A 26,600-nucleotide genomic window follows, 5' to 3' on the forward strand; every position below is an offset into this window, starting at 1 on the left:
GGCCGGGCCTTTTCATGATCGAATCTGCGGGAACTCGGCTCTCCGCCGCGACAACGACCGGCGGGCGCGTTATGGTGAATGATCTGGCCGGGCCGCCTTCCGCCATTCCCGTCCGCCTCGCAGAAACAGGCCGCCCTCCAGACGCCAGCCCTGGTCTCCCGACAGATAGCCGAGCTTTCCCCCGTGAGCGACACGAGATCCTCCTCCTTCCAGGTTCCGGCGCCCCGCACCGACGACGTCTCCGCCGACGCCGACGCCACGGCCGTCCCCGGCAGACCAGGAGAGGGGCCCGTCGAGCCGGGCCCGGACGCGAAGGCGACCGAGGAGGACGCGCCGACGGCCCGCTGGCCCGTCCCCGACTACGCCGAGCCGCCGACGGGCGCCTGGGACCGGCTGCGCCCGCAGACCGGCGACCAGCCCCGGCAGCCCCTGTGGCCCGTCGCCGAGCCGGACGCGCCCACCCCTCACGACGGCGCCCGCCGTCCCATCGGTGACGACGACCCGGAGACGTTCAGCTTCGACCGTCCCTCGTGGGACGAGCCCCCGCAGACCTCCTCCGGTGGCCACGCCGCGCCGCCGTCCTGGGACCGGCACCCATCGGGACCGGTGACCCCGTCCTGGGACCAGCAGGCGCCGGGGCCGAGCCCGTCCTGGGGCCGTGAGGAATCCGGGCCCACGAGCCGGGCCGGCGAGCACGCGTCCGGTTCGTATTTCCAGCCCGGCCAGCACGCGCGGCAGGCGGGTGACCACGCGTCGGGGCCGCAGGCGTGGGAGGCGTCCGGGCCGCAGGCGTGGGACGGGCCCACCCCGCCCGCCGGCGACCGCCAGGCGCCGCCCCCGCCGGTGCCCGCGTGGGAGGCTCCCCCGGCCTCCGCCTCGCCGTCCTCCGACGGCTTCTCGTACTGGGAGCGGCGGGTCCCCGAGGCGCCGGCGCCCCCTCCCCCGGGCTGGGACACGCGGGGGTCCGCGCCTTCCGGCTTCGGCGCCCCGGGCATGGGCGGCGGCGCCCGCGGCCGGCGCCCGTCCACCGAGGCCACCTGGGACGCGCCCGCCCCCGAGGCCGAGGAGGCCCCGGAGGCCCGGCCCGCCAAGCGCCCGCGCGAGCCGTACCTCGACAACGTGAAGTTCCTGCTGATCGCCCTGGTCGTCACCGGCCACTCGCTGGTGCCCACCCTGTCGGCCCACTCCTCGCGGTCGGCGTACCTGTTCATCTACGTGTTCCACATGCCGCTGTTCGTCATCATCAGCGGCTACCTGAGCCGGAACTTCTGGAACTCCAACGCCAAGACCAACAAGCTCGTCGACACCTTCCTCATGCCGTACGTCGTCGTGGAACTCGGGTACGCCCTGCTCCGCTTCGCGTTCGGCCACAAGTTCAGCCTGACGATCATCGACCCGGCCTGGCTGAACTGGTACCTGCTCGCCCTGCTGCTGTGGCGGCTGTCCACGCCCGTGTGGAAGCGCATGCGCTACCCGCTGCCGATCGCGGTCGCCGTCTACCTGCTCGCGGGCCTGTCGGACCTGCCCGGCGACTTCAGCATGGACCGCTTCTTCGGGCTCATGCCGTTCTTCGTGCTCGGCCTGCTGCTGCAGCCCCACCACTTCGACCTGCTCGACCGGCTCTGGGTGAAGATCCTCGCGGTCGGCGTGCTCGCGGGCGCGGCCGCGGTGGCGATCTTCATCTCGCCGCGCGTGCCGCTCGGCCCGATCTACTACAAGGACAGCTACGCCGACCTGCACATGTCGTGGTGGATGGGCATGGCGATGCGCGCCGCCCTGCTGGTCGCGGCGCTGCTCGTCTCGGCGGCCGTCCTCGCCCTGGTCCCCCGCAAGAACACCTGGTTCTCCGACCTCGGCACCCGCACCCTGTACTGCTACCTGCTGCACGGTGTGCCGGTGTACATCGCCAAAGAAATGGGCTGGCTGGGCTTCCCGTGGCTGCACGGCCCGCTCGGCGTGATGGCGATCACGAGCAGTTGCTTCGCCCTGGCGATCATTCTGTGCCTGCCGGAGACCCGAACGGTCTTCAAATGGCTGCTCGAACCACGCCTCACCTGGCTTTACCGCAGGCCGTCCGCCGAGGCCAGCGCGGGTGCCCGCTAGGGGCGTATGTTCAACGGCATTTCCACCGCGATTAACTGGACGCATCCGGATCTGAAGGAAACGGCACCCAACATCTACATATGAAGGTATGTGTCGGCACGATCGTCCACCATCCGGAGGACGCTCGGATCATGCACCGGCAGATCCGCGCCCTGCTCGACGCCGGACATGCGGTGACGTACATCGCGCCGTTCACCCACTGCAATGTCACCCCGCCCCGCCAGATCACCGCGATCGACGTGCCCCGCGCCGTCGGCCTGCGGCGGGGACGTGCGCTGAGCGCCGCGCGGCGCGCCCTCAAGAAGGGCGCCATGGACGCCGACATCCTGCTGATCCACGACATCGAGCTGCTGCTCGCCCTGCCCCGCAAGCGGCCGACCACCGTGTGGGACGTGCACGAGGACCTCGTCGGCTCGCTGGAAACCAAGACGTACCTGCCCGAATCGGCCCGCCGGATGCTCCCGCACCTCGTGAACCGCATCGAGAGCCGGGCCGAGCGGCGCATGCACCTGATCCTCGCCGAGGCCGCCTACCGCGACCGCTTCCTCGGCAACCATCCGGTGATCCCCAACACCACGTACGTGCCCGCGACGCCGCCGCCGCTCCCCGGCGCCAACCGGCTCGTCTACGTCGGCCACCTGTCCGAGGCCAGGGGCGCGCTGGAGATGATCGAACTGGCGCGCCGGCTCGCGCCCGCGGGCGTCCGGCTGGACCTCGTCGGCGCCGCCGACCCGGACGTGCGCCCCATGCTGCGCGACGCCCAGCGCGCGGGCCTGCTCGACTGGTACGGGTACGTGCCGAACGACCACGCGCTGCGCATGGCCGAAGGGGCTCTGGCGGGGCTCTCTCTTCTGCACGACGTGCCCAACTACCGGCAGTCGCTGCCCACCAAGATCATCGAATACATGGCCAGGGGCATCCCGACCATCACCACGCCGCTTCCCATGGCCGCCTCGATCGTGGGCCGCGCCGACTGCGGCGTCATCGTCCCGTACGGCGACGTGGACGCGGTGGCCCAGGCGGTGCTGCGCCTGCGCGACGACCCCGAGCGCCGCGCGGTCATGGGCGCCCGCGGCTACGCCGAGGCCCGTGGCCACTACCACTGGCCTGACCACGCCCGCGACTTCATAGCCCGCCTGGAGGAATGGTCCCTCCCCACCCCCGCCGCCGCCCTCCCCCGAGTGGTCCCCGCCTGACCGGCACCCTCACCCGTCCCCGGGCCCTCACCCGGACGAGCGCCGTGCGGTCGAACACGAACACCCCCCAAGCCCCTCAGCACCGCACAAAGGCGCCGGCATCCCCGTAGACCCATCCCGCTAAGGGCCCGCATGGGCTGTTCACCACACGGCCCTCCCGCGTCGTTCTGCTACCGGTGGCGTCGGGCACCTGGGGTTGGTGTACTTGGTGTCATGGCCAGCCATCTCATCCAGGGGCGCGAGGTCACCCTGCCGGTGAAGGTCGCGGACGCCACGGCCTGCGCGGCGATCTACACCGTCCGCGCCGACGCCGCCCGGGCCGTGCTCGCCTACTCTCCCGACCTTGACGTCACCGAGGTGCTCCCCGGCAAGGCGCTGTGCGTGCTCGGGTTCATCCGCTACGACGACGGCGATCTCGGCGCGTACAACGAGTTCGGCGTGGGCTTCATGGTACGCCCCGCGGACGCGCACCGGCCGTCCGCCGCCCGCAACGCGCTGCACGGCATGCGCGAGCTGCGCAAGCAGGGCACGGGCGCGTTCGTCCACTGGCTCCCCGTGGACCAGCGCTTCACCATGGAGGCGGGCCGCTCGATCTGGGGTTTCCCCAAGGAACTCGCCGAGATCGACCTGCGCATGTCCTCGCCGTACAAGCGATGCATCCTCCGCAAGGACGGACGTCTCATCCTCGACCTGCTGATCCGCCCGGGAATGCCCGTCCCGCCCGGCTCCACCCGCCTGGACGCGTACACGCACCTGGACGGCACGACCCGCCGCGTCCGCTGGACCACCCGCCCCCAGAGCGTGCGCTCCCGCCCGGGCGGCGCGCTGATCAGGCTGGGCAACCACCCCATCGCCAAGGAGCTCAGCGAGCTCGGCCTCCCCAAACACGCCCTCCTGACCACGACGATCACCCACATGACCATGACCTTCGCCCAACCCGAAACCCTCCCCCACTCCTGAGCCACCACTCAGCCGCGCCGTCCACACCCGGAACCCGGGTGCGCTGAAGTACAGTTCAGCGAACTGTACTTCAGTATTGGAGACATCACTCTTGGTCCCCAAGCCGACCCACGTCTTCGACCGTGACTGGGAATGGGAAGCGCTCACCTCATTCGCGACCGGCTCTCATGCCGAGGTCTCCTTCGGCGTCGTCAGCGGGCGACGGCGTCAGGGAAAGACGTTCCTGCTGAGATCCTTGACCGAAGCCCTCGGAGGGTTCTACTTCGAGGCGACCGAGGGTACGAACGTCGAACTGCTCCGCCTGTTCGGTATGGCCCTCGCCCGCCACTCCGGTTCTCCGGTCGGCTACCCTTTCGCGGACTGGCGGGACGCGCTCACCTTCTTCTTCTCGCTACCCAAGGATCGTCCGATGCCCCTGGTCATCGACGAGTTTCCGTATCTGATGAGGGCCAACTCCGCCATCCCGTCCATCCTCAAGCAGGAGATCGACCTACGAGGCCGTACGCATGGGGGCACCAGCAACGCCCGGGTGCTGATCTGCGGCTCGGCGCTGCCCGTCATGGGTAAGGTGCTGTCCGGGCAGGCGCCCTTGCGCGGGCGGGCACGACTGGAACTGGTGATCCAGTCTCTCCCGTACCGCGCGGCGGCCGACTTCTGGGGAATCTCCGACCCCCGGCTGGCCGCGATGCTCCACGCGATCGTCGGAGGCACCCCGGCGTACCGGGACGAGTTCGTGGCAGGCGACATCCCGTCGTCGGCCGGCGACTTCGATGGGTGGGTGGCGCGTACGGTGCTCAACCGGCGGACGTCCCTCTTCCGCGAAGGCCGCTATCTCCTCACCGAGGAGTCCGACATCCGCGATCCCGCGCTGTACCACTCGGTTCTGTCCGCGGTTGCGGAAGGTAACAACACCTGGGGCGGCATAGCCAGTCATATCGGCCACAGGTCCTCGGACATCGCCCACCCGCTCAACGTTTTGGAGGACTGCGGCCTGCTCGTGAAGGAGAAGGACGCCTTCCAGTCAGGACGGACGCGCTACCGCATCGCCGAGCCGTTGATCACTTTCTACCAGGCGATCATGCGTCCCGAATGGACGGATCTGAGCCTCGGCTTCGCCGCGGAAGTCTGGGAACGGTCGCGCCAGCGCTTCCTCTCCAAGGTGATGGGCCCGCACTTCGAGACCCTCTGCAGAGAGTACGCGCTGCGCTACGGCCGGGCGCACTTCGGCGAGGGAGGCATCGGCGAGGTCGTGGCCGGGACGGTCGCGGATCCCGCCAACAAGTCCCGGATCGACGTGGACATCGCCGTTCTCGGCGTCGCGCACGCGGGTGAGGCGCGTGCGGTCAAGTCCCTCGGGGAGGCCAAATGGGACAAGGTCATGGATCTTCGCCACCTTGAACGCCTCCGCCGGGCTCGCGATCTGCTGGCCGCCAAGGGCTACGACACCACGAACACCACGCTGGCCTGTTACAGCGGCGCCGGGTTCCATGACGCCCTGCGCGCCGAAGCCAAGCGCGACCCGGCGATCCTCCTCGTCGACATCCCAATGCTGTACGGCAACGCCTGACCAGGAAGCGCCGGGTCTGCTCACCAGAGGGGCGGGTGTTCTTTCGGCGTGCCGGCGGGCGGCTTCGCGGGTGGGGGGCTGCGGTCAGCCGGCGGCGGTTATTTCGATTTCCACCAGCCAGTCGGTGTCGAGGGTCTGGGCGACGATCGCCGTGGTCGGGATCACGCGTCCGCGGAGCGCCGCCACGCGGGCCGCCGCGTTCGCCTCGGCGTACGACGCGTCGCGGAGGTAACTGGTGAGGCGCACGATGTTGTCCACGGTCATGCCCGCCGACGCCAGGATCGTCCGGAGGTTGGACCAGATGAGACCGAGCTGCTCCTCCAGTGTGGCGCCGACCGCACCCGTCGCGTCGAGGCCCATCGTCCCGGCCACGAACAACAGCCGCTGGGCGTTGCGTACCTCGACCGCATGCACATAGTCACTACTGCTCGCATAAACCCCGACATCGGGGTCGTGCGTCACGATCTCCATCTGAGGCTTCGATGTCACGAGATCCGATCTTTTCAGGGACCGAAGGCCGAAACATCGGTTATGTCGAAATCGTTGGCGCGGACGCCCGTCACCGTGTCAGGGGGACGGCGAGGGCGAGGATTTCGGCGCACCGGCGGCTCATCCACGTGCAGGCGGCGTGGAACCGCGTGACGGCCGCGGACGTGTAGAGGGCCACCGGATCTGCGGCCAGCGGGGCGGTGACCCGGTCCAGGAGGGCGGGCATGCCGGACGCCCGCCAGTCCTCGTCGGCCCACCTCCCGTCGCGCCGCACGGCCTCGGCGGCGAGCACCGAGTCGATGGGGACGATGGCCTCGTCGGGCCAGGAGGGAGGAAGGCGCAGCTTCGCTCGGACCCGCTGCCGCGCCCAGGCGGCGGCCACGACCGAATCGGAGCGTGCGCGTCCCAGGCCGTCGACGACCAGCGTCGTCCGCTCGGGACCGGTGTGTTCGAGGGCGACGGAGAACCACGTGGCGACCTGCGCGAGGCGCTCGCGGGCGCCATCCGGCGCGACGTTCCCGTAGAGGTCCCGGTAGTCGACGATCAGGAGCGCCGAATGGGCGCCTGCCAGCGCGGCACGCAGCGTCATGGCGGCCGCCATCCCGAGAGGGCCGGTACGGCGAGGACGCGGAGTTCGTACTCCCCTCGGGCCGGCGCGCCGGTGGTGATGGCCGTGAGGTCGTCCAGAAGGCGCTGCGGCAGGAGTCCTCCGGTGACCGTCACGGGCATCCTCGCGAGCAGCGACGCGACCCTCGGCCATCGCTCCGGCACCCCGCCCGCGCCGACGACGGCCCCCGCCTCGTCCGAAGGGGTGCTCGACATGAGCCCGGGACCCGGAACAGACCCGGTCCTCGGCACAGGTCCAGGACTCGGAACGGACGCCGTGCTCGGCACGAATGCAGGATCCGGAACGGACGTGGTGTTCGGCACGAGGTCGGGCGCCGGGGCCTGCGGGGGGTTTGTCACTAGCTGGGGACGTAGACGACTCGGCTGACGTTGTTCGAGCCGTATCCCACGCGCAGGGTCCATACGACGCTTCCCCGCTCGCAGCGGGCAAGGCCCGGGTAGCCGTTACCCCTGAGCGCAATGGACACCGCCACCTTGTTCTCCTTCCGCAGGTTCTTGAAGGGGATGCTTCCCGGGGTGATCACGGTCGCGCCGTGTCCCTCGGGGTGCCCGACGATGATGGTCCGCAGTGACCTGACCTGCCGGTCCCACCAACTGTCCCGTCGCGGGAAGGGCATCGGCACGAGCCCTCGGATCGCCTCATCGGTCTCGGCCAGCCTGGCGAACTCCGCGGCGCTGCCGGGCTCCGCCTCCAGGAGGTTTCCGAAGCGGCTCGCGATGGCCTCGCGGTAGGACGTGACCTCGTCGGCCGCGGGACGCAGGCCACCGTCGGGCGCGATGGCCTCGAGGCCGATCCACGTCGCGGGGTCGTGCTCGGCCAGCCAGATCATCGACGCGGCCAGCTCCGCGAGCCTCCTCCACGGTTCGCCGCGCTCCGGGTTCGCGCCGAGGAGGGTCGTGACGACCTCCGGGTCGAAGGAGACCCGCGCCAACGTACGGGTACGGCCTCGACGCGGGTCGAGTGCGTCCGAGTCGAGAACATCCGGGTCGTCGACGTCCGGGGTGAGGGTGTCCGGCGGCTCGGGGGCCGCGCCGCCGTCCGGCCCGCACGCCGATGCGAGGTCGCCCGCGTGAGCCTCCTCGGTGTGACCGTTGTCGCGGAGGGCCTGGGCGACCAGGGCGGCCGAGCGACGTCTCCACGCCTCCGCCGCGTCCTCCGCCAGGCGCAGGAACAGCAGGTCCGCCCGTCGCCGTACGGCCGCCGGCCACTCCTGGTAGGAGCCGGTCAGGGCCGGGCCGGTCAGGTCGTTCAGCTCGTAGGCGGCGGCGTAATCCTCCGTCTCCGGGGAGTCGGACAGCTCCCGGCAGAGTTCTCGCAACGCGCCGGCGACGGCCTCCTCCCGGCTCAGGGGCGCGGACGCCGGATCACCGCCCCCGGACGGCTCCTGGCCGCCCGCCACGGGGGTCGCCTTGGGGGCGGTACCGTCCGCGGCCACCGCGTCGTCCCCAGGCGCGGCAGCGTCCACAGGGTCCACGGCATCCTTTACGGGCAGCGGGTCGTGCTCGGGCGCGGTGAGGACGGGTGCCGCCTCCTCTCTGACGGGGGTCGCGACCCCCTTCGTGGCAGCGGTGGGCACGTCAGCCGCCTTGCCGACGTTTCCCGCGTTGCCCACGGCGGCCTTGGGAGCCGTGTCGGCGGTGTCCTTCTCATCGCGTTCCGGCGTCGGGACCTCGGCGAGCTCATCCGGTGCGGTCACGGCCGACCTCACGGCCAGGGGCGAGGTCACCGGCGAGGTCGACGTCACGGTCGAGGTCAGGGGCAGGGTCGGGTCATCTGGCGCGGTCGGCGTCGGAGCCGGGGGCACGGGCGTAGCAGTGGGCGACGGAGGTGCGGGGGTGGGGTGGGCGGTTTTCAGGACGGTTTCCAGGGCCTGTCTCGCCGTGCAGGCGAGCCGGTATTCCTCCTCCCTCCCCTCCGGGGCCTCGACGTCCAGGGCCGCGCTCACGCCGTCGTCGAGCGTGTGCCGCAGCTCGCGCAGCTTCGCCCGGACGGGATGGGCACGCTCCTCGGGGAGGCGGGTGAGGATTTCGATGAGGGCCGGGCCGAGTCGTTCGGGGCCGGCGGCGCTCGGCGTGGTCATGGCGGATCAGTGCCTTCCATTGAACGGGTTGCGCTCGGGCCTCAGTTCGGGCTCGCCCGGTTCCATGGAGACGCGCAGGACCGATCCGGGGGTCCGCTCGACGTCGCGCACGGATTTGGCCTCCCAGTAGCGGGGTTCGCCGCGGTGCAGGCGCAGCCGTCCGCGCACGTCCAGGCTCGCCACGTACCGCGCCGCGGGCCCGCGCCGACCGGTGACGTGCAGCATGTCCAGTTCCTCCTCCTTGCCGTCGGGGCGGCGCAGGAAGAAGCGGTAGTCGCCCTCGGAGGACGGGGGCGGCAGCGGCGCGGAGATCACGCCGGGGACGGCGGGGCTCTCCAGGTGGGCCTCGTCGTGGAAGAACCGGGTGAAGTAGCCGGTCACTTCGTCGCCGGGCGCGGGCCGCCATTGGGGGAACAGCTCGACGGCGCCGGTGGACCCGTCGGCGTCCGCGGCGACGACGCAGACCGTCGCGGGCAGCTCGCGCAGCCGCCGTTCCTCGGTGCTCCAGCAGGACGCGCCGAGCGCCGAGCGCAGGTCGATGACCTGGTTGGCGACCACTCCGACGTGGTAGTGGGCGGGCCCGTGGCTGAGGTGCAGGTACGGGGTGAGGGACTGGTCGACTTCGAGCTGCGCCCGCACGAGCGCGGGCCGGGTGCCGTCCGAGCTGGGTTCGAAGATGGTCCTGTCCGGGCGGTAGCCGCCGCGGTCCTGGTAGTTGTAGGTGCGGAACACCCCCCACTGGATGGTCCGGCCCCAGCCGGTGGGGCGGTGGATCTCGAAGTTGGGGATCATGGGCTGCCATTCGGCGGCCCTGGCGGCCAGCGTGTGCTTGTCGTCCACCTCGATCATCTTCGTGCCGGGTGACAGCAGCGTCTTGCTCTGCTTGGCGGCGAGCTTGAGCTGGAACCCGCACGGCAGGCTGTGGAACAGGTTCTCAACGTCGATGTTGACCCATGTGCGTCCCCGGTCCAGCTCGGACTCGCCGCCGCCGGTCCCGCGCTCGCGGATGGCCTGCGCCCAGCAGGCTCCGAGGGAGGCCGCCTGCTTGGCCAGCTCGGACTCGACGGCCAGCTCGGAGGGGTTCCACGGCAGCCGTTCCTCGCCCTGCGCGAGCACCTTGGTGACGACCTGGGACAGCAGCGGCATCTTGCTGGTCTTGCCGGACAGCATGACGCGGTCGAGCGAGGTCTCCTCCGAGTCGGCCAGCGTGGTGCGCACGAGCCACGCGGCCAGCTCCGCCGCCTCCTGCAGCGCCGGGCGGAGCAGCGTCTCGAAGTCCTCGCGGAGCAGCCGCAGGTCCGCCTTCGGCAGGAGGTCGATCAGCGCGGGCAGTCCGGGGACCTTCTGCGCGTCGACGGCGCGCAGGAAATCTTGCAGGGCGGTGTGGCCCAGGTCGATCCCGTCGCCGTCGGTGCCGCTCAGGTCGATCTTGGCCTTCTCGGCGAGGTTCCACAGGAGCTGGAAGGCGTCCTGGGCCTTCTGCTGTCCCTCGGAACGGCGGTGCCAGTGCGTGGGCAGGCCCGCGCTCAGGGCGTTCCCGAGGTCCTCCGGGACGGGCTCCTCCGCGTCCGAGCCGACGACCAGCGGCGCCAGCGGCACGCGCTGCCCCGCGTCCATGTCCTTGCCGCGGAATCTGCCGAAGACGCGCTCGGCGAGTTCCCGCCGCTGCTCCTCGGCGCCGGTACCCGACAGCAGGGAGTCGAGCAGCGCCGCCTTGATCCAGTAGAAGACGCGCAGGGTCAGGTAGTTCCCGCCGAGCTGGGCGTGGCCGGTGGAGTTGAGCACCTCCGGGCGCAGGATGTAGTGCCGTCCCCGGACGAGGCTGTTGGGGTGGTCGGGGGTGATGTCCTGGAGGGTGAGGCCGATCAGCGCGATGTCGGTCGTGCCCGCCCCGATGTCGATGAGCAGCATGTTCTGCCGCCAGGTGGGCGGGTCGGCGGACACCTGGCGGGCGCGGGCGCGGATCGCCTCGGCGCCGAACTCCAGCCTGCCGCTCCCGAAGTCGCGCATGAGGAAGTACAGGCCGGCGGCCACTCCTTCGTCGAAGTCGATGACGACCTTCTTCAGGTCGAGGGACACTCCGAGCAGGTCGTGCAGGTGACGGCGGGCGGAGGGCGGGGTGGTGGTCGGGTAGGTGGCCACCAGGTTGATCAGCCGTTCGACCGGCTTCTCGTCCCCGTCGCGGGCGAAGTTCTCGGTGTCCTCGACGAGGATGCGGTACACCCGGGCGATCAGGTCGTCGGTGGTGGCCTCGCGGCCGTCCTCGACGGTCATGCCGGGCAGGAGCTCGCTCTCGAACAGGTAGCTCTTCAGGTCGCGCCGCACGCCCTGGCCGTCCACGCTGAGCTCGATCTCGACCGGGTTCTCGCGGGTGACGCGGATCGAGCTCGGCCGCTCCCGCAGGTCCTCGTCCAGGTCGAAGACCACCTGGCGGATCTGCAGCTCCTCCAGGTTCGGCACGCCGAACGCGTGGTCGAGGCAGGCCAGCAGCCGGGGCGCGAACCACTCGGCGAGGTGGGTCCCGCACGCGGCGAGCGACTTCTCCAGCACCAGGCAGATCTCGTCCAGCAGCGGGTCGGTCCCCCCGCCGCCGGACACGGGGTGCCCCGTCAGCCGGTCGGCGAGGGCCCCGGCGTCCGCGACACCGGGGGCGGGCAGCCGAGGCCGGACGGTTTCCACCAGTTCCTCCAGCAGGGCCCGCCACTGGACGTCCAGCGGGGACGGCGGCGTGGCGCGCAGCAGCCCGGCCAGTTCCTTGCGCAGCCGGGCGGCCTGCCCGGTGTCGATGGCCCGCTGGTGGACGTGCCGCGAGTCGTAGAGCGCCACGGCCGAGGACGATGTGCCGAAGTCGACCACGGCGAAGCCGGTGTAGTCCTTCTCGTCCTCGCCGCGCACGCGCAGCACGGACGGTTTGTGGGGGGACGTGCCCTCCGCCGGGACCGGAGGCCGGACGCCCACCGGCATGAAGACCAGCCGCACCCGCACGTCGTTGGACGCGAACACGCCGGTGACGTCCGTGTACACGTACCGCCAGGTCACGACCACCTCGGGGGACGAGCCGGGGCCGAACCCGGGCAGCCCGGCGGACACGAGGACCCGGGTGGCCAGCTCCCTCCGCCCGGACACCCAGCTCCGCCCGGTCTCCCAGACGTCGGCCCGTGCGGCGGCCTCGTTCCACGTCACGCGGATCGCCGCCGCGAGGTCCTGCTGGTCGGGCGTCGACCCGCTCGCCTTCACGACGGCGGCCTCCTGCAGCTCCGCCTTCGGGACGGCGGGGCCGGTGAAGAGCACGACGTCGGGCAGCACGTAGACGCCGCCGGTCTCGTACAGGCGGAACGCCCCGGTGGCGGCCACCTGGACGTGCTCGCCCGGCGTCTCGAAGGACAGTTCCAGCAACATCACCGGCTCCTCAGTTCCGCGATCACTTCGATGAGCGGGCTCGCGCCGCCTCCGGGCCCGCCGCCGTCCTGCGGGGACCCGCCGGTCCCGGACGTCCCGTCATCGTCGTCCGGCCTCCTGCGGTCGGGCGGGAACATCAGGCGGGGCGCGGCGGGGCCCGGGATCCGCTGCCACAGGGTTTGGAGCACCTTCAGCATCTCGCCGTGCAGGCGCTCGACGTCGGCGTTGGCCTGGGCCGTCAGCCCGGCCGTGAGCCCGTTGCACAGCTCCCGCTGGAGCCGGAACACGTAGACCTGGTGGCGGGCCATCTGCTGCTCCACGTCGCCGGGCCCCTCGTGGACGTCCGCGTGCCAGGGCAGGGCCCGTTCCAGGTACAGCGGGTACCCGGCGGCGACGTCCTCGACCGGCGTCTCGCCTTCGAGGATCCTCTTGACGCCCTTGGCCATCCACGACAGGTCGGCCAGCCGGGTGAGCACCTGCCCGACGCCCGCGCCGTAGAGCCGACCGAGCTTGGGCAGCCCGGCGTCCAGCAGCCGGGCGACCTCCGGGTCGCCCAAGCGCTCCTTGAGGTCGCCGAGCGGCTCGACGCTGGACTCGATCCAGCGCAGCGCCGCCTCCTCGACGCCGCGACGTCCGCGCGTGGCCGCCGCCCTGAGGACGTCCGCGTAGGAGTCGAAGAACGTGACCGTGGTCTCGTTGCCGAGCGAGCTGTCGCCCTCCAGATCGTCCTCGTCGAGGAACCAGTCCACGGCCGGCGGCTCGGCGCGTTCGGTCTTCGGGATGAACCCGTCCTGGGAGCGCTGGAGGATGGCCTGCCACTCCGGCCACCGCATGACCTCGGTGACGGCCGAGGTGCGGATGCGCTCCACGAGCGGCGCCCCGTCGGCGGCGCGCAGCCCGGCCGGGTCGTGGAGCGCCTTGAGCGACTCGGCGACCCGCTGGTGGCGCAGCCGGAAGTCGTTGAACAGTTCCTCGACGAGCCGGCGGGCCGAGGAGTTCTCGTCGTCGGTCAGCTCCTCGGCCAGCAGCAGCCGTTCGAGCTGGACGAGCGCGTCGCGCATGCGCCTGTCCTGGCTGCGCATGGTGAGCAACTTGTTCTGGAGGCCGTGCGTGCGCGCGTGGTCCTCGATCAGCGCCCGCAGCGCGCTCATGCCGCCGTCCTCGGCGAAGCCGGCCAGCGAGACGGCCCACAGGTCGGACGGGTCGGCGGCGGTCAGCCGCGCGGCGATCTCGCGCCACCGGTCGGCGACGGCGGGCGCGGCGGCCACGGCGGCCTGGACCTTCTCGCCCTCCTCGCCGGGGAAGTAGCCGGTCAGCTCGGTCCTGCTCATCGCGACGGGCGAGGAGACCAGCCGGATCCGCTCGGCCTGGTCCTGGACGAGGTTGAGCGCGGTGTTGGACAGGCCGGTCAGGTTCTGCGACGCCGCGCGTAGGTCGGCGAAGGTGAGCTGGTCGTACACTCCCGTCGTGGGCGGGGGGACGAGGTCGAAGCGGTTGCCCGCGACCAGGACGTAGTCGCGCAGCTCCTTCTCGTCGCGCCCGTACCGCTGCAGCATCCCGTAGAACCGGTCGGGCACGCTGGTCGAGGGGTTGTCCGCGTCGATCACCGTGATGATGGTGTGGATGTCGCGGAGCTCGCTGCGGCTCAGGTACTCGTCCCGCAGCGCCGAGCGCCGCGAGTCCAGCCCGGGGAAGTCCAGCAGCACGACCTCGTTGCGGTCGCTCAGCCCGCCGAGCGGCCACACCCCCGGGTCCACCCGCACCCGGTAGGACACGCGCTTCATCAGGGGGAAGGTCGCGCGCAGGGCCTCACCGTCGCGGGTGACCCCGTCCAGGGTGACCGAGTGGACCGACCGGGCCGGGAACTGCCCGGGGACCGGCATGTCGTCGCCGAGGTCGACGGTATCGCGGATGAGCTTGCCGACGACGACCACCCGCTGGCCGAGCAGGTCGGGCGCGCTCAGGTGCGCGTCGCGGACGGCCAGCAGCTCGACAGCGATCTTCCGGTGTTCGATGTTGCCGTGCGCGCCGGCCCAGATCTGGGCCCGGCACCAGTGCTCCAGCCGGTCCCAGCCCTGGGCGATCGGGTCGTACTCGGCCAGCGGCGCCACGTCGGCGTCCGGAAAGATCTTCTTGACGGACAGGACGAGCTCGCCGAGCATGTCGCGCACGCAGTCGGTGAGCTCCTGGCGGCTCATGTACGTGACGGTCGCGAGCTCGTCCCACTCCGTGCGCGCGCCCGGCTCGCCGGGCTTCAGGTAGAGCGCGGTGACGTTGCCCGTGGTCGCGCGCTGCTCGGTGGGGAGCAGGTCGGGGCGGCCGAGGAGCGTGCCGACCATCATGGACTTCCCGACCGAGAACGCGCCCACCACGCCGATGGTGATCGGCTCGTCCGCCTGCGTGATCAGGTCCAGCGCGTGCTGCTCGACACGGTCGCGCACAGCGCGCAGCGTCTCGTCGTCAGGGAACACGTGGGCGTTCAGCGCGGCGCGCAGCTTCTCCGCGTCCGCGCGCATCGCCGCTATCTCATCCATCGCCATAAGGCCGGCCCTCCCGCCTCCCGGAGTACGGCGTGAGCGTACGGACAGGACAGGGCACCGCATCCCGTCCTTAAACGGGTTTCCGGAGAAACGTCCTGTGTTGACTGGGAGGACTTTCGACGCCGGATCCACCCGCGGACGTAGAGAGGACGGAGCGGTGAGGGAGCAGCACAGCGCCGACGGCGCCGTCGCGAAGGCGATCGACGGGCTCGCGGCGGAACCCGAGCTGAGGGGCCGCGCCGCCGAGTTGCTCGAGCTGAGCGCGATCCTGCGGGACGGCCCGGCGCATGGCTCGGCGGACGCCGATCCCTGGACCGGCACGGACCTGCTCGCGACGTTCGCACGGGACGACGTGCTCGCCCCCGCGCCCACGCGACGCCCCCGCCTGCGCCGGAACCTGTCGCTGCTCGCCTCCAGCCTGGTCTTCCTGCCGCTGCTGTGCACGTGGCTCGGCATCAGCGGCGCGGCCTCCGCCTACGGCTCCATGCTCGGCGACCCCGAGGGCCGGCGCGCCGCCGCCGGCCACAGCTTCCTGGAGCTCTGGCAGAGCGGCTTCGGCGGACGGCTCACCGGCCTGCTCGACCTCACCCACGTGGCGGCCTACGCGCTGGTGTCCATCGGCCTGCTCATCGCCGTCACGGCCGCCGCCTCCGGGCTGCGGCAGGCGGACGAGCAGGCCGCCGCCCGGCGTCGCGAGGCGCTGCTCTCGCGGCTGGTGCCGGTGCTGAGCCGAGCCCAGCGTGCGCTCAACCGGCGGCGCCTGGGCTCTCCGGCCCGGTTCGCCGCCGAACTGTCGCTCGCCGCCCACCGCCTCGGCGAGCTCCTGGAGGACGTCGACCACGCAGCGCAGCACCTCCGACCTGGCGCTCCGCAACGCGCAGGCGTCCAAGGAGCTGCGGGCCTCGGCCACGTCCCTGACCACCGCGACCGAGCGGCTCCAGACCACGAGCGCCGCGGCCGGCGCCGCCGCGACCGCGCTGCGCGGCGTCGTGGGCCGGCTCGGGGACGAGATCACGGGACAGGTCGCGGACGCGGCGGCCCGGCTGGAGACGTCCGCCGAGGCCGCCAGGACCGAGCTCGGGGCACTCCAGGCGGCCGGCCGCGCCACGCTGCGCGAGGTCGGGGACCAGGTGGAGGAGACCCTCGGCGGGCTGGCCGAGCGCGTCTCCCAGGCCACCGACGGGCTCGTGGCGGCGGGCGGCGGCTTCGCGGCCGAGATCGGCGCGTCCGGCGGGCGGGCGGCCCGCGACATCGGCCACACCTACCAGGAGGCCGTCGCGGCGGCGGCCGTGGACCTAGAGGAGAAGATGATCTTGATTGGCGAGCGGCTGAACACGGCGGCGCGGGAGGTCCGCGAGACCTCGCGCGAGCAGGCGGAGTCCGCCCAGGCGGCGGCCGCGATGACGGACGAGCGGATCCGCGCGCTGGTCGAGACGGCCGCGCGCGACCGGGCCGAGGCGGTGGCCCGGTTCGAGGCGCTGGAGCGTCATCTGACGGGCCTGGCGGCGATGATGACCGCCGCCGACCGGCTGAACGAGACCCTGACCAGGACCGCCGTCCCTCTCCCCACCATGCCGGACGCCGCGCCCGTCACCGAAGCGGTCATCGCGCCGGTCACCGCGCCGAACGGGCGGCCCGGTGACCGGCGCGAAGCGGACCGGCATACCGGCACGGCCACGGACCACCCGCGCGAAGACCTCCCCGGACCCGACGGGCCGATCGCAGAAAGCACCTGACATGGACATCTTCAGCACCATCGTGACGATCCTCCTGCTGGCCTCGCTGGTGGCCTGCGGGGTGCTGTGGCGCCGGGAGCGGGAGTTGCTGGCCCGGCTCGCCCTCCTCCCCGCCACCGTCGCCCCGCGGATCCAGTACGTGGACCGCCCGATCGAGGTGGTCAAACACGTGGACCGCCCCGTCGAGGTCGTCACGTACGTCGACCGCCCCGTCGAGGTCGTCACGTACGTCGACCGTCCGGTCGAGGTGGTGAAACACGTCGATCGTCCGGTCGAGGTCGTCACGTACGTCGAGCACGAGGAGCCGGAGACCCCGCCCGGCGCCGAGCACCTGGCCGACCCCGAGGCGCTGCCGGACGTGCCCGACACCGTGCCCGACAGCGTCGTGGACGGCGCCCGGTTCGGCCGGCTCACCGTCCGCGCGGCCTCGGTCCGCGGCGAGCCCGCGCGTCAGAACGCCCAGCTCCGCAAGCAGACCGTCTCGCTCGCCGTCCTGGAATTGTTCGACCCGCCGGTCCTGCTGTCCGCGGTCGCCGCGGGCCGGCCGAGCAGCAGACGCTCCCAGATCGGCGCCGCGCAGGTCTGCCGAAGCGTCCAGCACCGGCTGTCGGAGGCCGCCCCGGACCTGGACGCGGCCTGGCGCGCGGCGGTCGCCGGCGACCCGGCGGCGTCCGGCCTGCTCGATCGGCTGCTCGGCGACGTGGTGCTCCGGCTGGTCGACCCGCTCACCGAGGCCGCCCGGTGGCGGGCCCTCGGCCCGGAGGACGTCGCGACGGACCTCACCTGCCTGCTCACCCGCCTCGGCGACGGCCCGCAGCGCGAGCACCTGGTCTTCGGCGTGGGCGCCGGGTCGGTGACCGTGCTCAGGACGGACGGCCCGGCCCAGGCGTACGACCCCGAGGAGGGCGGGCCCGAGCGGAGCAAGGAACTGCTGCCCACGTCCCCCGGCGCCGTGCGGTGGGAGCGGTTCTCGACCACGGCCGGGGAGGTCACCGTGGCGTGCACGGCCTCCACGACCCGCCTGCTGTCGGGGCCGCGGTTCGCCGACCGGATCGCCGCGGAGTGGCTGGACGGGCCGCCCGCGCTGATCCGCTTCCTCGGGCACCTCGCCCTCCCCGAGCCGCAGAGCCGGGGAGACCGGACGGCGATCGTGCTGTGGGAGAAGAAAGCGGGCCGGGAGGACGGGTGATGTCGCGGAACCGGGAGCCGGGCATGTCCACGACCGCCGTGGCGGGCTGGCTGTTCGCGGACCTGCTGGCCGCGCTCGTGCTGGTGCCGAAATCTCCGCCCCGGCACCGGGGACGGCCGCGAGACCCCCCGCGTCCCCGGCCCCGGCGCCGTCGCCCACCGCGCCGTCCCCATCCCCGTCCCCAGTGGCGATCAGCCTGTCGGTGAAGCCGAAGGTCGCCGTCGTACGGGTCCAGGGCGGGGCCGCGGGGCTGAGGCGAGCTGCGCGGCCGTGACCGCGGGTTCCTCGGCGGGCGGGCCGGGCTGGTGCTGACCTTCGGCGCGGGCGACGCCTCCATGGGCTCCGGGCTGGCCCGCACGATGAACCGGCACCTGCGCGCGGCCTACCCGAAGGTCTTCTCGCGCGCGGTGATGCGGGACTTCCACGACGGCGCCCTCTCCCCCGGCACCGCCCGCCTGGAGATATATCTGTTCACCGGCGAGTAACCGGCGGGCGGTCCGCGGACGGTGGGCCGATCCGCGGGCCGCGGAGCCGGAGATCAGGACACCGGAAGGCTCGCCGCGCGCAGGGCCGGGGGGACGAAGAGCCAGGCGGTCTCGGAGAACTGCTTCTCCGGGATCACGACGGCCGCCTGGCGGAAATCCGAAGGCATCAGGTCCTCGTACCCGTGGACGACCACCTCCCGGTACAGGGAGTCGGTGACGGCGAAGGCGATGTCGGCGGACCTGTCCCCCGCGAGGGCGTCCCGGAGCGGCCTCGAGTCCAGGACGCGGTTCACCGCGATCGACGCCGCGCCGACGTAGCCGTTCGCCGCCTCGCGGATGATCCCCCGGCACAGCGCGACGCGCAGCCGGAGGCGGTGGTGGTCGTCAAGGCCCGCGTTGGCGTCCTTGAGCTCGATGCGCAGCCCCCGGATCAGCTCGGGGATGACCACGGTCTCGTCGATGCCCGGGGGGAGGATCGCGAACTGGCCGTCCCCCGACCGCTGGCAGCCGACCTCGGCCTCGGCCACGCCCGCCCGGCGCCGGGCGCCCTCCAGCACCCGGACCAGCCGCGCCTGAGCGGCCTCCTGCTCGTTGTCGTCGAACCTGCTGTACTTCTCGATGTCCGCGCTCACGCACAGGCGCACGGCCGCGCGAGCGCGCGGGGAAGGCGCCGGCGGCGGGCCGTCGTGGCCGGTCACGGGCAGCGGCTCGCTGAACGTCTCGGGCGTGGACAGGCCGGTGGGCAGGACGTTCGTCCGCTGACGACGGGTGCGGGTGATCTCGGTGGTCAGGGACGCGCTGCCCGCCAGGTCGGGGATCCCCACGGGCAGTTCCACCAGCGCGTGCAGGCCGTACCTGCGGCGCAGCGCGCCTCCCTGCCGGGCGGTCACGGTGTAGCCGAACCCGTCGGTCCTGCGGATGCCGAAGACCTCCGGCTCCTCCTCGCCGGGGCCGGAACGGCGCAGCCGGCTCCACATCCACCGGCCCCTGCGCGCGTCGGTGGCCGGTGGCGCGGGCCAGGGGCCGGTCACCTCGTCCCAGGCGCCGTCGTCGGCGCGCACGCTGAGCGGCGTGGCCTCGTCGATCAGGCGCACCTCGAAGCGCACGCGCGTGTAGCGGCGCTCGGCGGGCAGCCCCTCCAGGTCGAAGGCGAACAGCACGCCGTAGTAGTCGATGCCCAGGCTGCGGCGACGGCCGCGCAGCGCGGGCGAGAGCCACTCGTCCGGGACGACGTAGGCCAGTGGGCGGGCCATGACCGCGCCCGACTGGCGCGACCACTGGTCGCCCGTGCCGAGGAACCGTTCGGTGAGGAACAGGTCCGGGCGGGACAGAACGTCCCGCGCGTCCAGTTCCGGCTCGTCCTCCAGGAGGTCGGCGCTCGGCAGGTCGTTCATCGGACCGGCTCCATTCTGTTCGTCCACGACTTCTCTCGACATCGGCTCAAAGCCCGAGGGCACGGCTCAAAGCCCGTAATAGGTGCAGGCGGCCCACACGTGCGGCTCCCGGGAGGTCGACAGCTCCGCCGCCGCCTCGGCCTGCGCCCGTCTCAGCGCGCTCACCGGCCGCAGGCCGTCCTCCAGCCAGCAGCCGTGGAACTCCGCCATGACGTCCAGGGTGGTGACCTCGCCGACCCGGTACAGGGTCATCAGCAGACCGCTCGGCCCGGCCGCTAGGAAGGCGCGGCTGAGCCCGATGACGCCGTCCGGCGTGACGTCGCCTGCCCCGGTCTCGCACGCCGCGAGGATCACCAGGTCGGCGGCGAGGTCCAGGGCGGGGATGTCGCGGGCGCGCAGAAGCCCGTCGTCGGCGTCCGACCCGGCGAGCGCGACGTAGGACATCATCGGGTCGTTCTCGACCACCTTGGCGTGAGTACCGAAGAACAGCACCGTGCCCTCGGCGCCCGCCTCCCGCAGCGTCACGAACCCGGCGTCCGGCCCTCGGTGGACGCGGCGGCGGCCCTCGGCGTAGTACCCGGCGATGTCGCCGAACCGCCGTTCGAGCACCTCCAGCGGCTCCGAGCCGTCGGTGAGCGGCGCCGGGTCGATCAGGGCGACCAGCGACGGCGGCGCCCCGGCCGTGCGCGCCCGGCGGGCGGCCAGGTCCGGCAGGATCGCCAGCGCGGGAAGCACCCGGATCGCGTGCCAGTGGACCAGATGGGTGCCCTCCGCGTCGAGCAGCGCGCAGAACGGCACCTGGAACAGCTCAGCGTGCGGCACGACCGTGACGGGGGTGTCGGGGTCGGCGGGCAGCAGGTCGGCGGGGATGACCTGCCACAGCTCGGCGTGCAGCAGGCGCAGCGCGTCGGCCATGTCCCGGCGGAGCGGATCGGTGAGCCGGCCGAGCTCCGCAAGCCGCCTGAACGTGCCGACCGCCTCGGCCAGCCGGCGGCGGTCCAGCGGGCGGCGGATCACCCTCATCGGCCCGCCCGGGGGGACCACCCAGATCACCAGCAGGTCTCCGGCGAGGAAGTACTCCACGACGGTCGCGTCGTGCGCGGCCAGGATCTCCGCGAGCCGCGTGCGGTCGACGACGCCCGCCGCTTCCAAACCGGGAGGCGCCGGGCGGTCCGACCGGGCCTCCAGGAGGTCGGCGAACGCGCGGGCGCGGGACATCTCCGAGGCGACCAGGGCGTCCTCGGGGGCGTCCAGGTCCAGCAGCAGGGTGACGATGCGCTCGTAGAACGGCATCGCGCGCCGGGTCGACTGGATCCTGTCCCAGTCGTCGTCCAGCAGCGCCCGGGCCATCTCCACGTACCGGCTCGCCAGGCGCACGCCCTCCTGGGTGCCGTCGCGCAGCCGCGCGGCCCCGCCCGCCGCGTCCGACCGGGCCAGCCGGTCGCGCAGCAGGTCGAGCTCGCCGGCCCCGTCCCGGGCGAGGATCGCGAAGAGCTCCCTCGGCGCGGGAACCTCGTCCTCGCCGAGCACCTCGGTGTAGACGCGGCCGGTGTGGTCGGAGGACGCCCAGGGCGCGGGCACGGCGGCACGCAGCCCATCCGCGGCGGCGGCCAGCGCCCCGTCCAGTTCGGCCACGGCGGCACGCAGCCCGTCCACGGCGGCCGGTGCTCGGTCCGGCTCGGACACGGCGGCACGCAGTCCGTCCGCGCCGGGCAGTTCGTCCGAGGCAGGCTTCCCGTCGGCCGGTGCTCGGTCCGGCTCGAACACGGCGGCACGCAGCCCGTCCACGCCGGGCAGTTCGTCCGAGGCAGGCTTCCCGTCGGCCGGTGCTCGGTCCGGCTCGAACACGGCGGCGCGTTGCCGCTCCACGGCGGCCAGCGCCCTGTCCAGCTCGGACGCCGCCAGGGTAAGCGTCGCGGGGTTCTCGGGCGCGGGCCGCAGGCGGCCGACGACCTCCTCCAGCGGGGCGAGCGCAGCCACGGCGTCCGACGCCGCCGCGTGGACCTCGGTGGCCGTGACCAGGTCGGGCCCGCCGAGCAGCCGCTCGCGGGCGTCGGCGGCCGCCTGCCTGAAGTACCGGAGCCGGTCGGCCAGATCCGCGACCGAGGCCCGCGTCGAGCGGACGACGCTCCGCCACGGGCTCAGGGTGGTCACGCTGGTGCGGCGCAGGTCCGCGAGCACGGCCAGCAGGTCCTCCATCCGCGCGTGGTCCGAGCGGGCGAACGCGCAGCGGATCCGCGCCTCGACCAGCCCGAGGCGGTCGAGCACGTCCTTCCCCATGTCGCCGGTCGCGGGCGGGTCCGCGTACAGCCGGGCCGCCCGCTCCAGCACCCGGTCCGCCTGGCCGTAGCGGCCGCTCGTCTGGAGGTCGATGCCGAGGTGGCGCAGCGCCGCCCGGTCCTCGGCCGTGAACGCGTCGCTGGCTTCTTCGTCCGGATCGTCCCGGACGAGTACGGCCAAGCACAGGTCCCCACCCTCGGGGACGAGACCGGCCGCGACGTCCGGGCCGGGCGCGAGGCGCAGGAACCCGCGACGCCCGAGCGCGTCGCCGGGCCCTGGCCGAGCCACCCGGTTCACGGGACCGTACGGCACGGACCAGAAGTCCTCCCCGGCCACTCCCCCCGCGCGCTCCGAGCCCTCCCCCGCGATGGGCACTTCCGCGTACCCTGAGCTTTCCCCCACGTCCCCTGAGCTTTCCCCCGCGATCGCCACTCCCCTCGCGTACCCCGAGCTCTGCCCCGCGACCGCCGCGCCCGCCGCGTACCCCGGCCCCTCCCCGGTGGCGGCCGTTTCGGTGCGGGTGCTCACGGTAAGGCGGCCGCCGGGGCCCAGCGCCGCCCGCCACCGCCCGCGCAGCGACGCGTCCGCGAGCTTCGCGCGCAGCCGCTCCACCGCACCGCCCGGCGCGGGGGACGGCGGCGTGGGGTCAGGGTACGGACCCGGCCCGGGCGGGCCGCCGCCCTCGCCGGGCACCCAGTCCGCCTCCACCCGTCGCCCGGAGAACGTCGCCTCGTACCGGCCGGCGACCCCGTCGGCGCCGACGCCGCCCAGCCACAGCCTGCCCGTCACCTGGTCGCCGGCCACGTCGATCCGCGCGCCGCCCCGCCGCGCCTGGACCAGCCCGGCGATCGGCAGCCGCGGCTCCCGGTACGCCCAGAACGCCCCGACCGGGTCGGACGGCCCCGGGTCGATGACGACCTCGACGATCCCGCCGCTCGCCGTGACGCGGGAGCTGTCCGGCTCGGCGGCGATCATCATCATGTCGCCGGGAACGGTGACGGTGTCGGTCGCCAGGGTGACGTTGACGGCGAGCGGCGAGCCGGGCGGCGGTTTCTCCAGGTACAGCATCGCCGGCTGCTCGGGCAGGCGGATCCCGTTGTGGGTGCCCCGCAGGGTGACGGCGTACGAGGTCGGCACCGGGACGTCTCCTATCCGGCGGACGACCGGGCCCGCCTCCTGTTCGTGTAGCGGCACGAGCCGCTGCCGCACGTGCGCGATGACGCTGCCGAACCGGCCCGGGCCGAGGTAGAGGGCGTCCAGGGTCCACGCGCCGCCGGCGTCCAGGGTCAGGTAGCCGTCCACCGAGGCGGGCCGTCCCTCGCCGGGCGGGCTCTCGGCGGCGAACTCCAGCGAGCCGCCCGCCGTCCACCAGTTCCCGCGCAGCGTCGCCGATCCCAGGCGGGCGGCGAAGGAGCCGTCCGGTGAGAGGGACAGGGTGTCGTCGGTGAAGGCGCGCGCGACGAACGCGTCCCTGGGCCGTGGGGGCGCCAGGTGCCAGCCGTCGAGGGTGCCATCGGGACGGGTTCTCGGCTCGGCCTGCTCGACCTCCGGCGTCTGTCCCCGCAGGACGCGGTCCGGACCGCTCATGTCACTCCTTCTCCGAGCTTTCCGGATTTACCGGATATTCCGGGTTTGCCGAGCCCCCACAGCTCCCCCAGTACTCCTGATGCGAGTGCTCCAGGTCTTGATGCCGCAAGCGCCTCGAGTCCTGCGGCTGCCACGAGTGCCCCGGGTGCTGCGAGTGCTCCAGGTCGCCCGGGTGCTGCGAGCTCTCTGGGTGCTCCGAGTACTGCGAGCTCTCCGGCTGATCTGGGCTCTCCGGGCCGAAAAGCCGGATCCAGACGGGCATCGGAGACTTCACGCCCGCCACCTCCACGCCCACCCGCCGGAACCGGTCCTGGCGCAGCACCGGGAACCCCGGGTGGGTGATCTCGTCGAACAGCGGCGAGGAGATGATCAGCGCGAGGTCGCGCCGCGGGTCGGCGGACAGCTCCGCGTCCAGCGTCTCGACCGCGCACATGCCGCAGACCGCCGTCACCGCCCGGCCCTCGAAGCCGTCGCGGCCCAGCCGGGTGATCCCCTGATGAAAGGCCACCCGCAGACGCCCGGCGTCGGGGCTCCGCGCCGCACGGCGCAGCTCCCGGGTGAGGTCCTCTACGACGCGGGCCTCGTGAACGCCGGGAGGCATCACGAGCACGACCCCTGCCGGGTCCCCGACGCCGTGGCACTGCTCCTGCACGAACGCCCCGTCCAGGCCGGCCGCCGCGCAGGCCTCCCGTACGACGTCGAGCAGCAGGCGGTGCGGGTCCGCGGCCCGCGCGCGCGACGGCCACTGCGCGCGGACGGCCGCGCACAGTCGCCGTACCGGATCGGAGTCCATATCGCCCCTTCGCCGCCGGCATGCGCCGGACCGGTCACTCCCCCTCACCTTGGGGCCGGGGCGCGGGCCACACCCCGTATTCCGGCGGGATCTCGGAGATTCCCGCGATGGCGTGCAGGGCGGCGGGGTCACTGATCAGGATCCGCCGGTATCCGGTCTCGACCACTCCCCTGTGGCGCAACGCGCGCAGCTCCTTGTGCACGGTGGGCTCGCGGGCCCCGGCCAGCGCGGCGAGGTCGGGCTGGGTCAGGGCGAGCCGGATCTCGATGCCCTCCGGCACCCGCTCCCCATGCTGGGCCGCGAGCTGGACGAGTACGCGGGCGAGGCGCAGCGGCGCGGGCGTACTGCCGTACTCGATGCGGTGCCAGGTGGAGTTGCGCAGCTTCGTCGTGACGACCCGATACACCGCCCGCGACACCGCGGGATTGTGGTCGAGGAAGTCGAGGAACTCCCCCTGGCCGATGCGGCGCACCACGGACGGTTTGACGGCGATGACACTCGCCACGCGCGGCTGGCCGTCCAGGCTGGCCAACTCGCCGACCAGGTCGCCGTCGGTCCTGATGGCGAGCAGGACGGTGTGACCGTCGGCGGTGTCGCTGACGACCTTGACGCACGCGTCGATGAGCAGCAGGACGTGCCGGGAGTCGGGGTCCCCCTCGCGCAGCAGGGTCTCGCCCGCGCCGAACTGCGTCGCGGTGCCGAGCCGCAGCATGAGGTCCCGCGTCGCGGGCTCCAGACTGCCGAGAAGGCTCCGGGGAGGCCAGTTTCCTAATCGCCGAGGCCCCGGGCCGTGGCCCTTCATCCGGCCCTCCGCGCGTCACACGAAGAATTCACTGCCACGAGCCGGACGCCGTCGGCGGCCGGTCGAAGACGGGCGCTGGGCAACACCGATTCACGCCTGCGGGGGCGTGTTCCGTCGCTCATGTCGACCTCCGGTGGGGGACCGGGTGCTCGGTTTTGGAACGATGCAGTTCGCGCGCGGGACGCTAGGCGCGCCCTTTCCCGCGCTATGGAAACAGTAGCCACCCAATGGCGGAGAGTGCGCGAAATCGCCCGATCATTCCCAAGAATCCCGAGCGAACCCCCGATGCCCCGACTCCGCGACGACGGACCGGGGTCCCGGTAGTAATGGCGCAGGATCCAACGGATATGCCTTTCATCTGCGCTTATGCAGAGGTCTCAGGCTGATAGGCCAGAGGATGCCCTCGCACCCTGCTGCGGGGGCATCCGCATGTCGGGACCTGCGGTGTCGTCGTCTACGACAGCGGGCCTGCCGCCGCCCGGCGAGCCTTGTGCGGCTCCTCGACCCGTCCTCCCGACGGAGTCTTGCAGCCCAGGCCGACAGGGGCACCGCACCAGTTGGCACGGCGGAGTTTCCGGTCATGTGGCCAGGTCCAGCCATTCCCCGACGGCCAGCACGTGTGCGCGCCGTCCGGCGTGCGTGCGGAACTCATTCTCCGGGTCCAAGACCTCGACGTAGCCCGCGATCTTGTCCGGCTGCTCCGCCTCGTAGTGCATCGGCACTGCGTACCGGGCGTCGAGGATCTGCGCGGCCGCGGCGGCCTGCATCGGGTCCATCGCGGCGGGCAGCGGGCTCGGCGGCTGCAGGTGCGGCGCGTCGACCACCGCGCCGTTGGCGGGCAGGAACACCGCGTCGAACGGGCTGAACCGGCGCGCGATGAGCCACCAGTAGCCGTGGAACATCGTGTCGCCGCCATGGAAGACCCGTTGCCCGTCGGCCTGCACCACCCAGTTCAGCTGCGGGTCGCCCAGCCCGTCGACGGAGGGGACCGCGGTGACGCGGAACGGCCCGACTTCGCGGGTGGACCAGGCATCCACGACCTCGGCAGCCAGCCGGTGCAGGGCCAGCTCGCGCTCGGCCAGCAGCGTCGTCACGTTGTCCACGTCGTCGCCGTGACCGGGCGCCGGTCGCAGCACCGGCGCCCCCGGCGTCAGCGCGTCCGCGAGCGCGGACGCGTCGGTGTGGTCCCGGTGCAGGTGGGTGACCAGTGCGGCGGTGACCTTCCCGCTCGGCACCGCCAGCCCCTCGCCGGGCTTCCACCCCGTGAACAGCGGTGAGAGGTCCCACACGTAGTCGATCACCAGTCGGTTGCCGCCTGCCTCGATCTCCAGTCCGGCCCAGCCCAGTCGTCGCACCCGCATCTCGCACTCCT

The 26,600-nt window shown here is 72.7% G+C and carries 19 protein-coding genes; 7 read left to right on the forward strand and 12 right to left on the reverse strand.

What is annotated here, in order from left to right; genetic code table 11:
- Nucleotides 1-183 precede the first annotated feature (183 nt).
- The 4 genes from AB0H21_RS33035 (at nucleotide 184) to AB0H21_RS33050 (ending at nucleotide 5,826) form a co-directional block, all read left to right on the forward strand.
- Nucleotides 184-2,103 carry an acyltransferase family protein gene (locus tag AB0H21_RS33035; protein WP_358524646.1) on the forward strand — a complete coding sequence of 640 codons (1,920 nt, stop codon included), beginning with the start codon at nucleotides 184-186 and terminating at the stop codon, nucleotides 2,101-2,103.
- Nucleotides 2,104-2,183: 80 nt separating this feature from the next.
- Nucleotides 2,184-3,299 (forward strand): glycosyltransferase, encoded by a 1,116-nt coding sequence (locus AB0H21_RS33040; RefSeq protein ID WP_358524648.1) that lies wholly within the window; start codon nucleotides 2,184-2,186, stop codon nucleotides 3,297-3,299.
- Nucleotides 3,300-3,512: 213 nt separating this feature from the next.
- Nucleotides 3,513-4,259 (forward strand): acetoacetate decarboxylase family protein, encoded by a 747-nt coding sequence (locus AB0H21_RS33045; protein ID WP_358524651.1) that lies wholly within the window; start codon nucleotides 3,513-3,515, stop codon nucleotides 4,257-4,259.
- A 91-nt stretch (nucleotides 4,260-4,350) separates the two neighbouring features.
- Entirely contained in the window at nucleotides 4,351-5,826 is a 1,476-nt protein-coding gene (locus AB0H21_RS33050) for an ATP-binding protein (protein ID WP_358524653.1), read from the forward strand.
- An 84-nt stretch (nucleotides 5,827-5,910) separates the two neighbouring features.
- On the opposite strand, the gene AB0H21_RS33055 is transcribed toward AB0H21_RS33050, so the two are convergent.
- The 7 genes from AB0H21_RS33055 to AB0H21_RS33085 form a co-directional block, all read right to left on the reverse strand.
- Nucleotides 5,911-6,315, reverse strand: coding sequence for a RidA family protein (locus AB0H21_RS33055; RefSeq protein WP_358524656.1), 405 nt, complete (start codon nucleotides 6,313-6,315; stop codon nucleotides 5,911-5,913).
- A gap of 70 nt (nucleotides 6,316-6,385) precedes the next feature.
- Nucleotides 6,386-6,904: a hypothetical protein gene (locus AB0H21_RS33060; protein WP_358524657.1), complete on the reverse strand. Its 519-nt coding sequence runs from the start codon at nucleotides 6,902-6,904 to the stop codon at nucleotides 6,386-6,388.
- Nucleotides 6,901-7,137, reverse strand: a complete 237-nt coding sequence (locus tag AB0H21_RS33065; protein ID WP_358524659.1) for a hypothetical protein — start codon at nucleotides 7,135-7,137, stop codon at nucleotides 6,901-6,903. The genes AB0H21_RS33060 and AB0H21_RS33065 overlap by 4 nt, the downstream gene beginning before the upstream one ends.
- 143 nt (nucleotides 7,138-7,280) lie before the next feature.
- Complete coding sequence (locus AB0H21_RS33070) at nucleotides 7,281-9,023, reverse strand: hypothetical protein (RefSeq protein WP_358524662.1); 1,743 nt, start codon at nucleotides 9,021-9,023, stop codon at nucleotides 7,281-7,283.
- A 6-nt stretch (nucleotides 9,024-9,029) separates the two neighbouring features.
- The gene (locus AB0H21_RS33075; protein ID WP_358524665.1) at nucleotides 9,030-12,422 is read right to left on the reverse strand and encodes a hypothetical protein; all 3,393 of its coding nucleotides are present in this window, start codon (nucleotides 12,420-12,422) and stop codon (nucleotides 9,030-9,032) included.
- Nucleotides 12,422-14,956, reverse strand: coding sequence for a hypothetical protein (locus tag AB0H21_RS33080; RefSeq protein WP_358524668.1), 2,535 nt, complete (start codon nucleotides 14,954-14,956; stop codon nucleotides 12,422-12,424). The genes AB0H21_RS33075 and AB0H21_RS33080 overlap by 1 nt, the downstream gene beginning before the upstream one ends.
- Before the next feature lie 606 nt (nucleotides 14,957-15,562).
- The gene (locus tag AB0H21_RS33085) at nucleotides 15,563-15,712 is read right to left on the reverse strand and encodes a hypothetical protein (RefSeq protein ID WP_358524670.1); all 150 of its coding nucleotides are present in this window, start codon (nucleotides 15,710-15,712) and stop codon (nucleotides 15,563-15,565) included.
- On the opposite strand from AB0H21_RS33085, the gene AB0H21_RS33090 reads away from it, so the two are divergent.
- From AB0H21_RS33090 to AB0H21_RS33100, 3 genes are all read left to right on the forward strand, one after another.
- Nucleotides 15,703-16,698 (forward strand): hypothetical protein, encoded by a 996-nt coding sequence (locus tag AB0H21_RS33090; protein ID WP_358524672.1) that lies wholly within the window; start codon nucleotides 15,703-15,705, stop codon nucleotides 16,696-16,698. The two genes, AB0H21_RS33085 and AB0H21_RS33090, sit on opposite strands and share 10 nt — an antisense overlap.
- Before the next feature lies 1 nt (nucleotide 16,699).
- Nucleotides 16,700-17,887, forward strand: a complete 1,188-nt coding sequence (locus tag AB0H21_RS33095) for a protein phosphatase 2C domain-containing protein (RefSeq protein WP_358524674.1) — start codon at nucleotides 16,700-16,702, stop codon at nucleotides 17,885-17,887.
- A 305-nt stretch (nucleotides 17,888-18,192) separates the two neighbouring features.
- A complete protein-coding gene (locus AB0H21_RS33100; protein ID WP_358524675.1) occupies nucleotides 18,193-18,372 on the forward strand; it encodes a hypothetical protein in 180 nt (59 codons plus the stop codon).
- 53 nt (nucleotides 18,373-18,425) lie between these two features.
- Here AB0H21_RS33100 and AB0H21_RS33105 read toward each other — a convergent pair whose 3' ends face one another.
- The 5 genes from AB0H21_RS33105 to AB0H21_RS33125 form a co-directional block, all read right to left on the reverse strand.
- Nucleotides 18,426-19,766: a hypothetical protein gene (locus AB0H21_RS33105; protein WP_358524677.1), complete on the reverse strand. Its 1,341-nt coding sequence runs from the start codon at nucleotides 19,764-19,766 to the stop codon at nucleotides 18,426-18,428.
- 66 nt (nucleotides 19,767-19,832) lie between these two features.
- Nucleotides 19,833-23,633: a CHAT domain-containing protein gene (locus tag AB0H21_RS33110; protein ID WP_358524678.1), complete on the reverse strand. Its 3,801-nt coding sequence runs from the start codon at nucleotides 23,631-23,633 to the stop codon at nucleotides 19,833-19,835.
- A 1-nt stretch (nucleotide 23,634) separates the two neighbouring features.
- Nucleotides 23,635-24,426: a hypothetical protein gene (locus tag AB0H21_RS33115; protein ID WP_358524681.1), complete on the reverse strand. Its 792-nt coding sequence runs from the start codon at nucleotides 24,424-24,426 to the stop codon at nucleotides 23,635-23,637.
- A 34-nt stretch (nucleotides 24,427-24,460) separates the two neighbouring features.
- Complete coding sequence (locus AB0H21_RS33120; RefSeq protein WP_358524683.1) at nucleotides 24,461-25,228, reverse strand: Crp/Fnr family transcriptional regulator; 768 nt, start codon at nucleotides 25,226-25,228, stop codon at nucleotides 24,461-24,463.
- 578 nt (nucleotides 25,229-25,806) lie between these two features.
- Entirely contained in the window at nucleotides 25,807-26,589 is a 783-nt protein-coding gene (locus tag AB0H21_RS33125; RefSeq protein WP_358524686.1) for an MBL fold metallo-hydrolase, read from the reverse strand.
- Nucleotides 26,590-26,600 lie beyond the last annotated feature (11 nt).

Origin of the sequence: Sphaerisporangium sp. NPDC051011 (assembly GCF_040653595.1) — a bacterium.
GTDB lineage: Bacteria > Actinomycetota > Actinomycetes > Streptosporangiales > Streptosporangiaceae > Sphaerisporangium.

Excerpts from the sequence above, each read along its gene's own strand:
- AB0H21_RS33040 (WP_358524648.1), top strand. The coding sequence starts at position 2,184 with ATGAAGGTATGTGTCGGCACGATCGTCCACCATCCGGAGGACGCTCGG.
- AB0H21_RS33045 (WP_358524651.1), top strand. The coding sequence starts at position 3,513 with ATGGCCAGCCATCTCATCCAGGGGCGCGAGGTCACCCTGCCGGTGAAG.
- AB0H21_RS33060 (WP_358524657.1), bottom strand. The coding sequence starts at position 6,904 with ATGACGCTGCGTGCCGCGCTGGCAGGCGCCCATTCGGCGCTCCTGATC.
- AB0H21_RS33065 (WP_358524659.1), bottom strand. The coding sequence starts at position 7,137 with ATGTCGAGCACCCCTTCGGACGAGGCGGGGGCCGTCGTCGGCGCGGGC.
- AB0H21_RS33070 (WP_358524662.1), bottom strand. The coding sequence starts at position 9,023 with ATGACCACGCCGAGCGCCGCCGGCCCCGAACGACTCGGCCCGGCCCTC.
- AB0H21_RS33075 (WP_358524665.1), bottom strand. The coding sequence starts at position 12,422 with ATGTTGCTGGAACTGTCCTTCGAGACGCCGGGCGAGCACGTCCAGGTG.
- AB0H21_RS33080 (WP_358524668.1), bottom strand. The coding sequence starts at position 14,956 with ATGGATGAGATAGCGGCGATGCGCGCGGACGCGGAGAAGCTGCGCGCC.
- AB0H21_RS33095 (WP_358524674.1), top strand. The coding sequence starts at position 16,700 with ATGGACATCTTCAGCACCATCGTGACGATCCTCCTGCTGGCCTCGCTG.
- AB0H21_RS33105 (WP_358524677.1), bottom strand. The coding sequence starts at position 19,766 with ATGAACGACCTGCCGAGCGCCGACCTCCTGGAGGACGAGCCGGAACTG.
- AB0H21_RS33110 (WP_358524678.1), bottom strand. The coding sequence starts at position 23,633 with ATGAGCGGTCCGGACCGCGTCCTGCGGGGACAGACGCCGGAGGTCGAG.
- AB0H21_RS33115 (WP_358524681.1), bottom strand. The coding sequence starts at position 24,426 with ATGGACTCCGATCCGGTACGGCGACTGTGCGCGGCCGTCCGCGCGCAG.
- AB0H21_RS33120 (WP_358524683.1), bottom strand. The coding sequence starts at position 25,228 with ATGAAGGGCCACGGCCCGGGGCCTCGGCGATTAGGAAACTGGCCTCCC.
- AB0H21_RS33125 (WP_358524686.1), bottom strand. The coding sequence starts at position 26,589 with ATGCGGGTGCGACGACTGGGCTGGGCCGGACTGGAGATCGAGGCAGGC.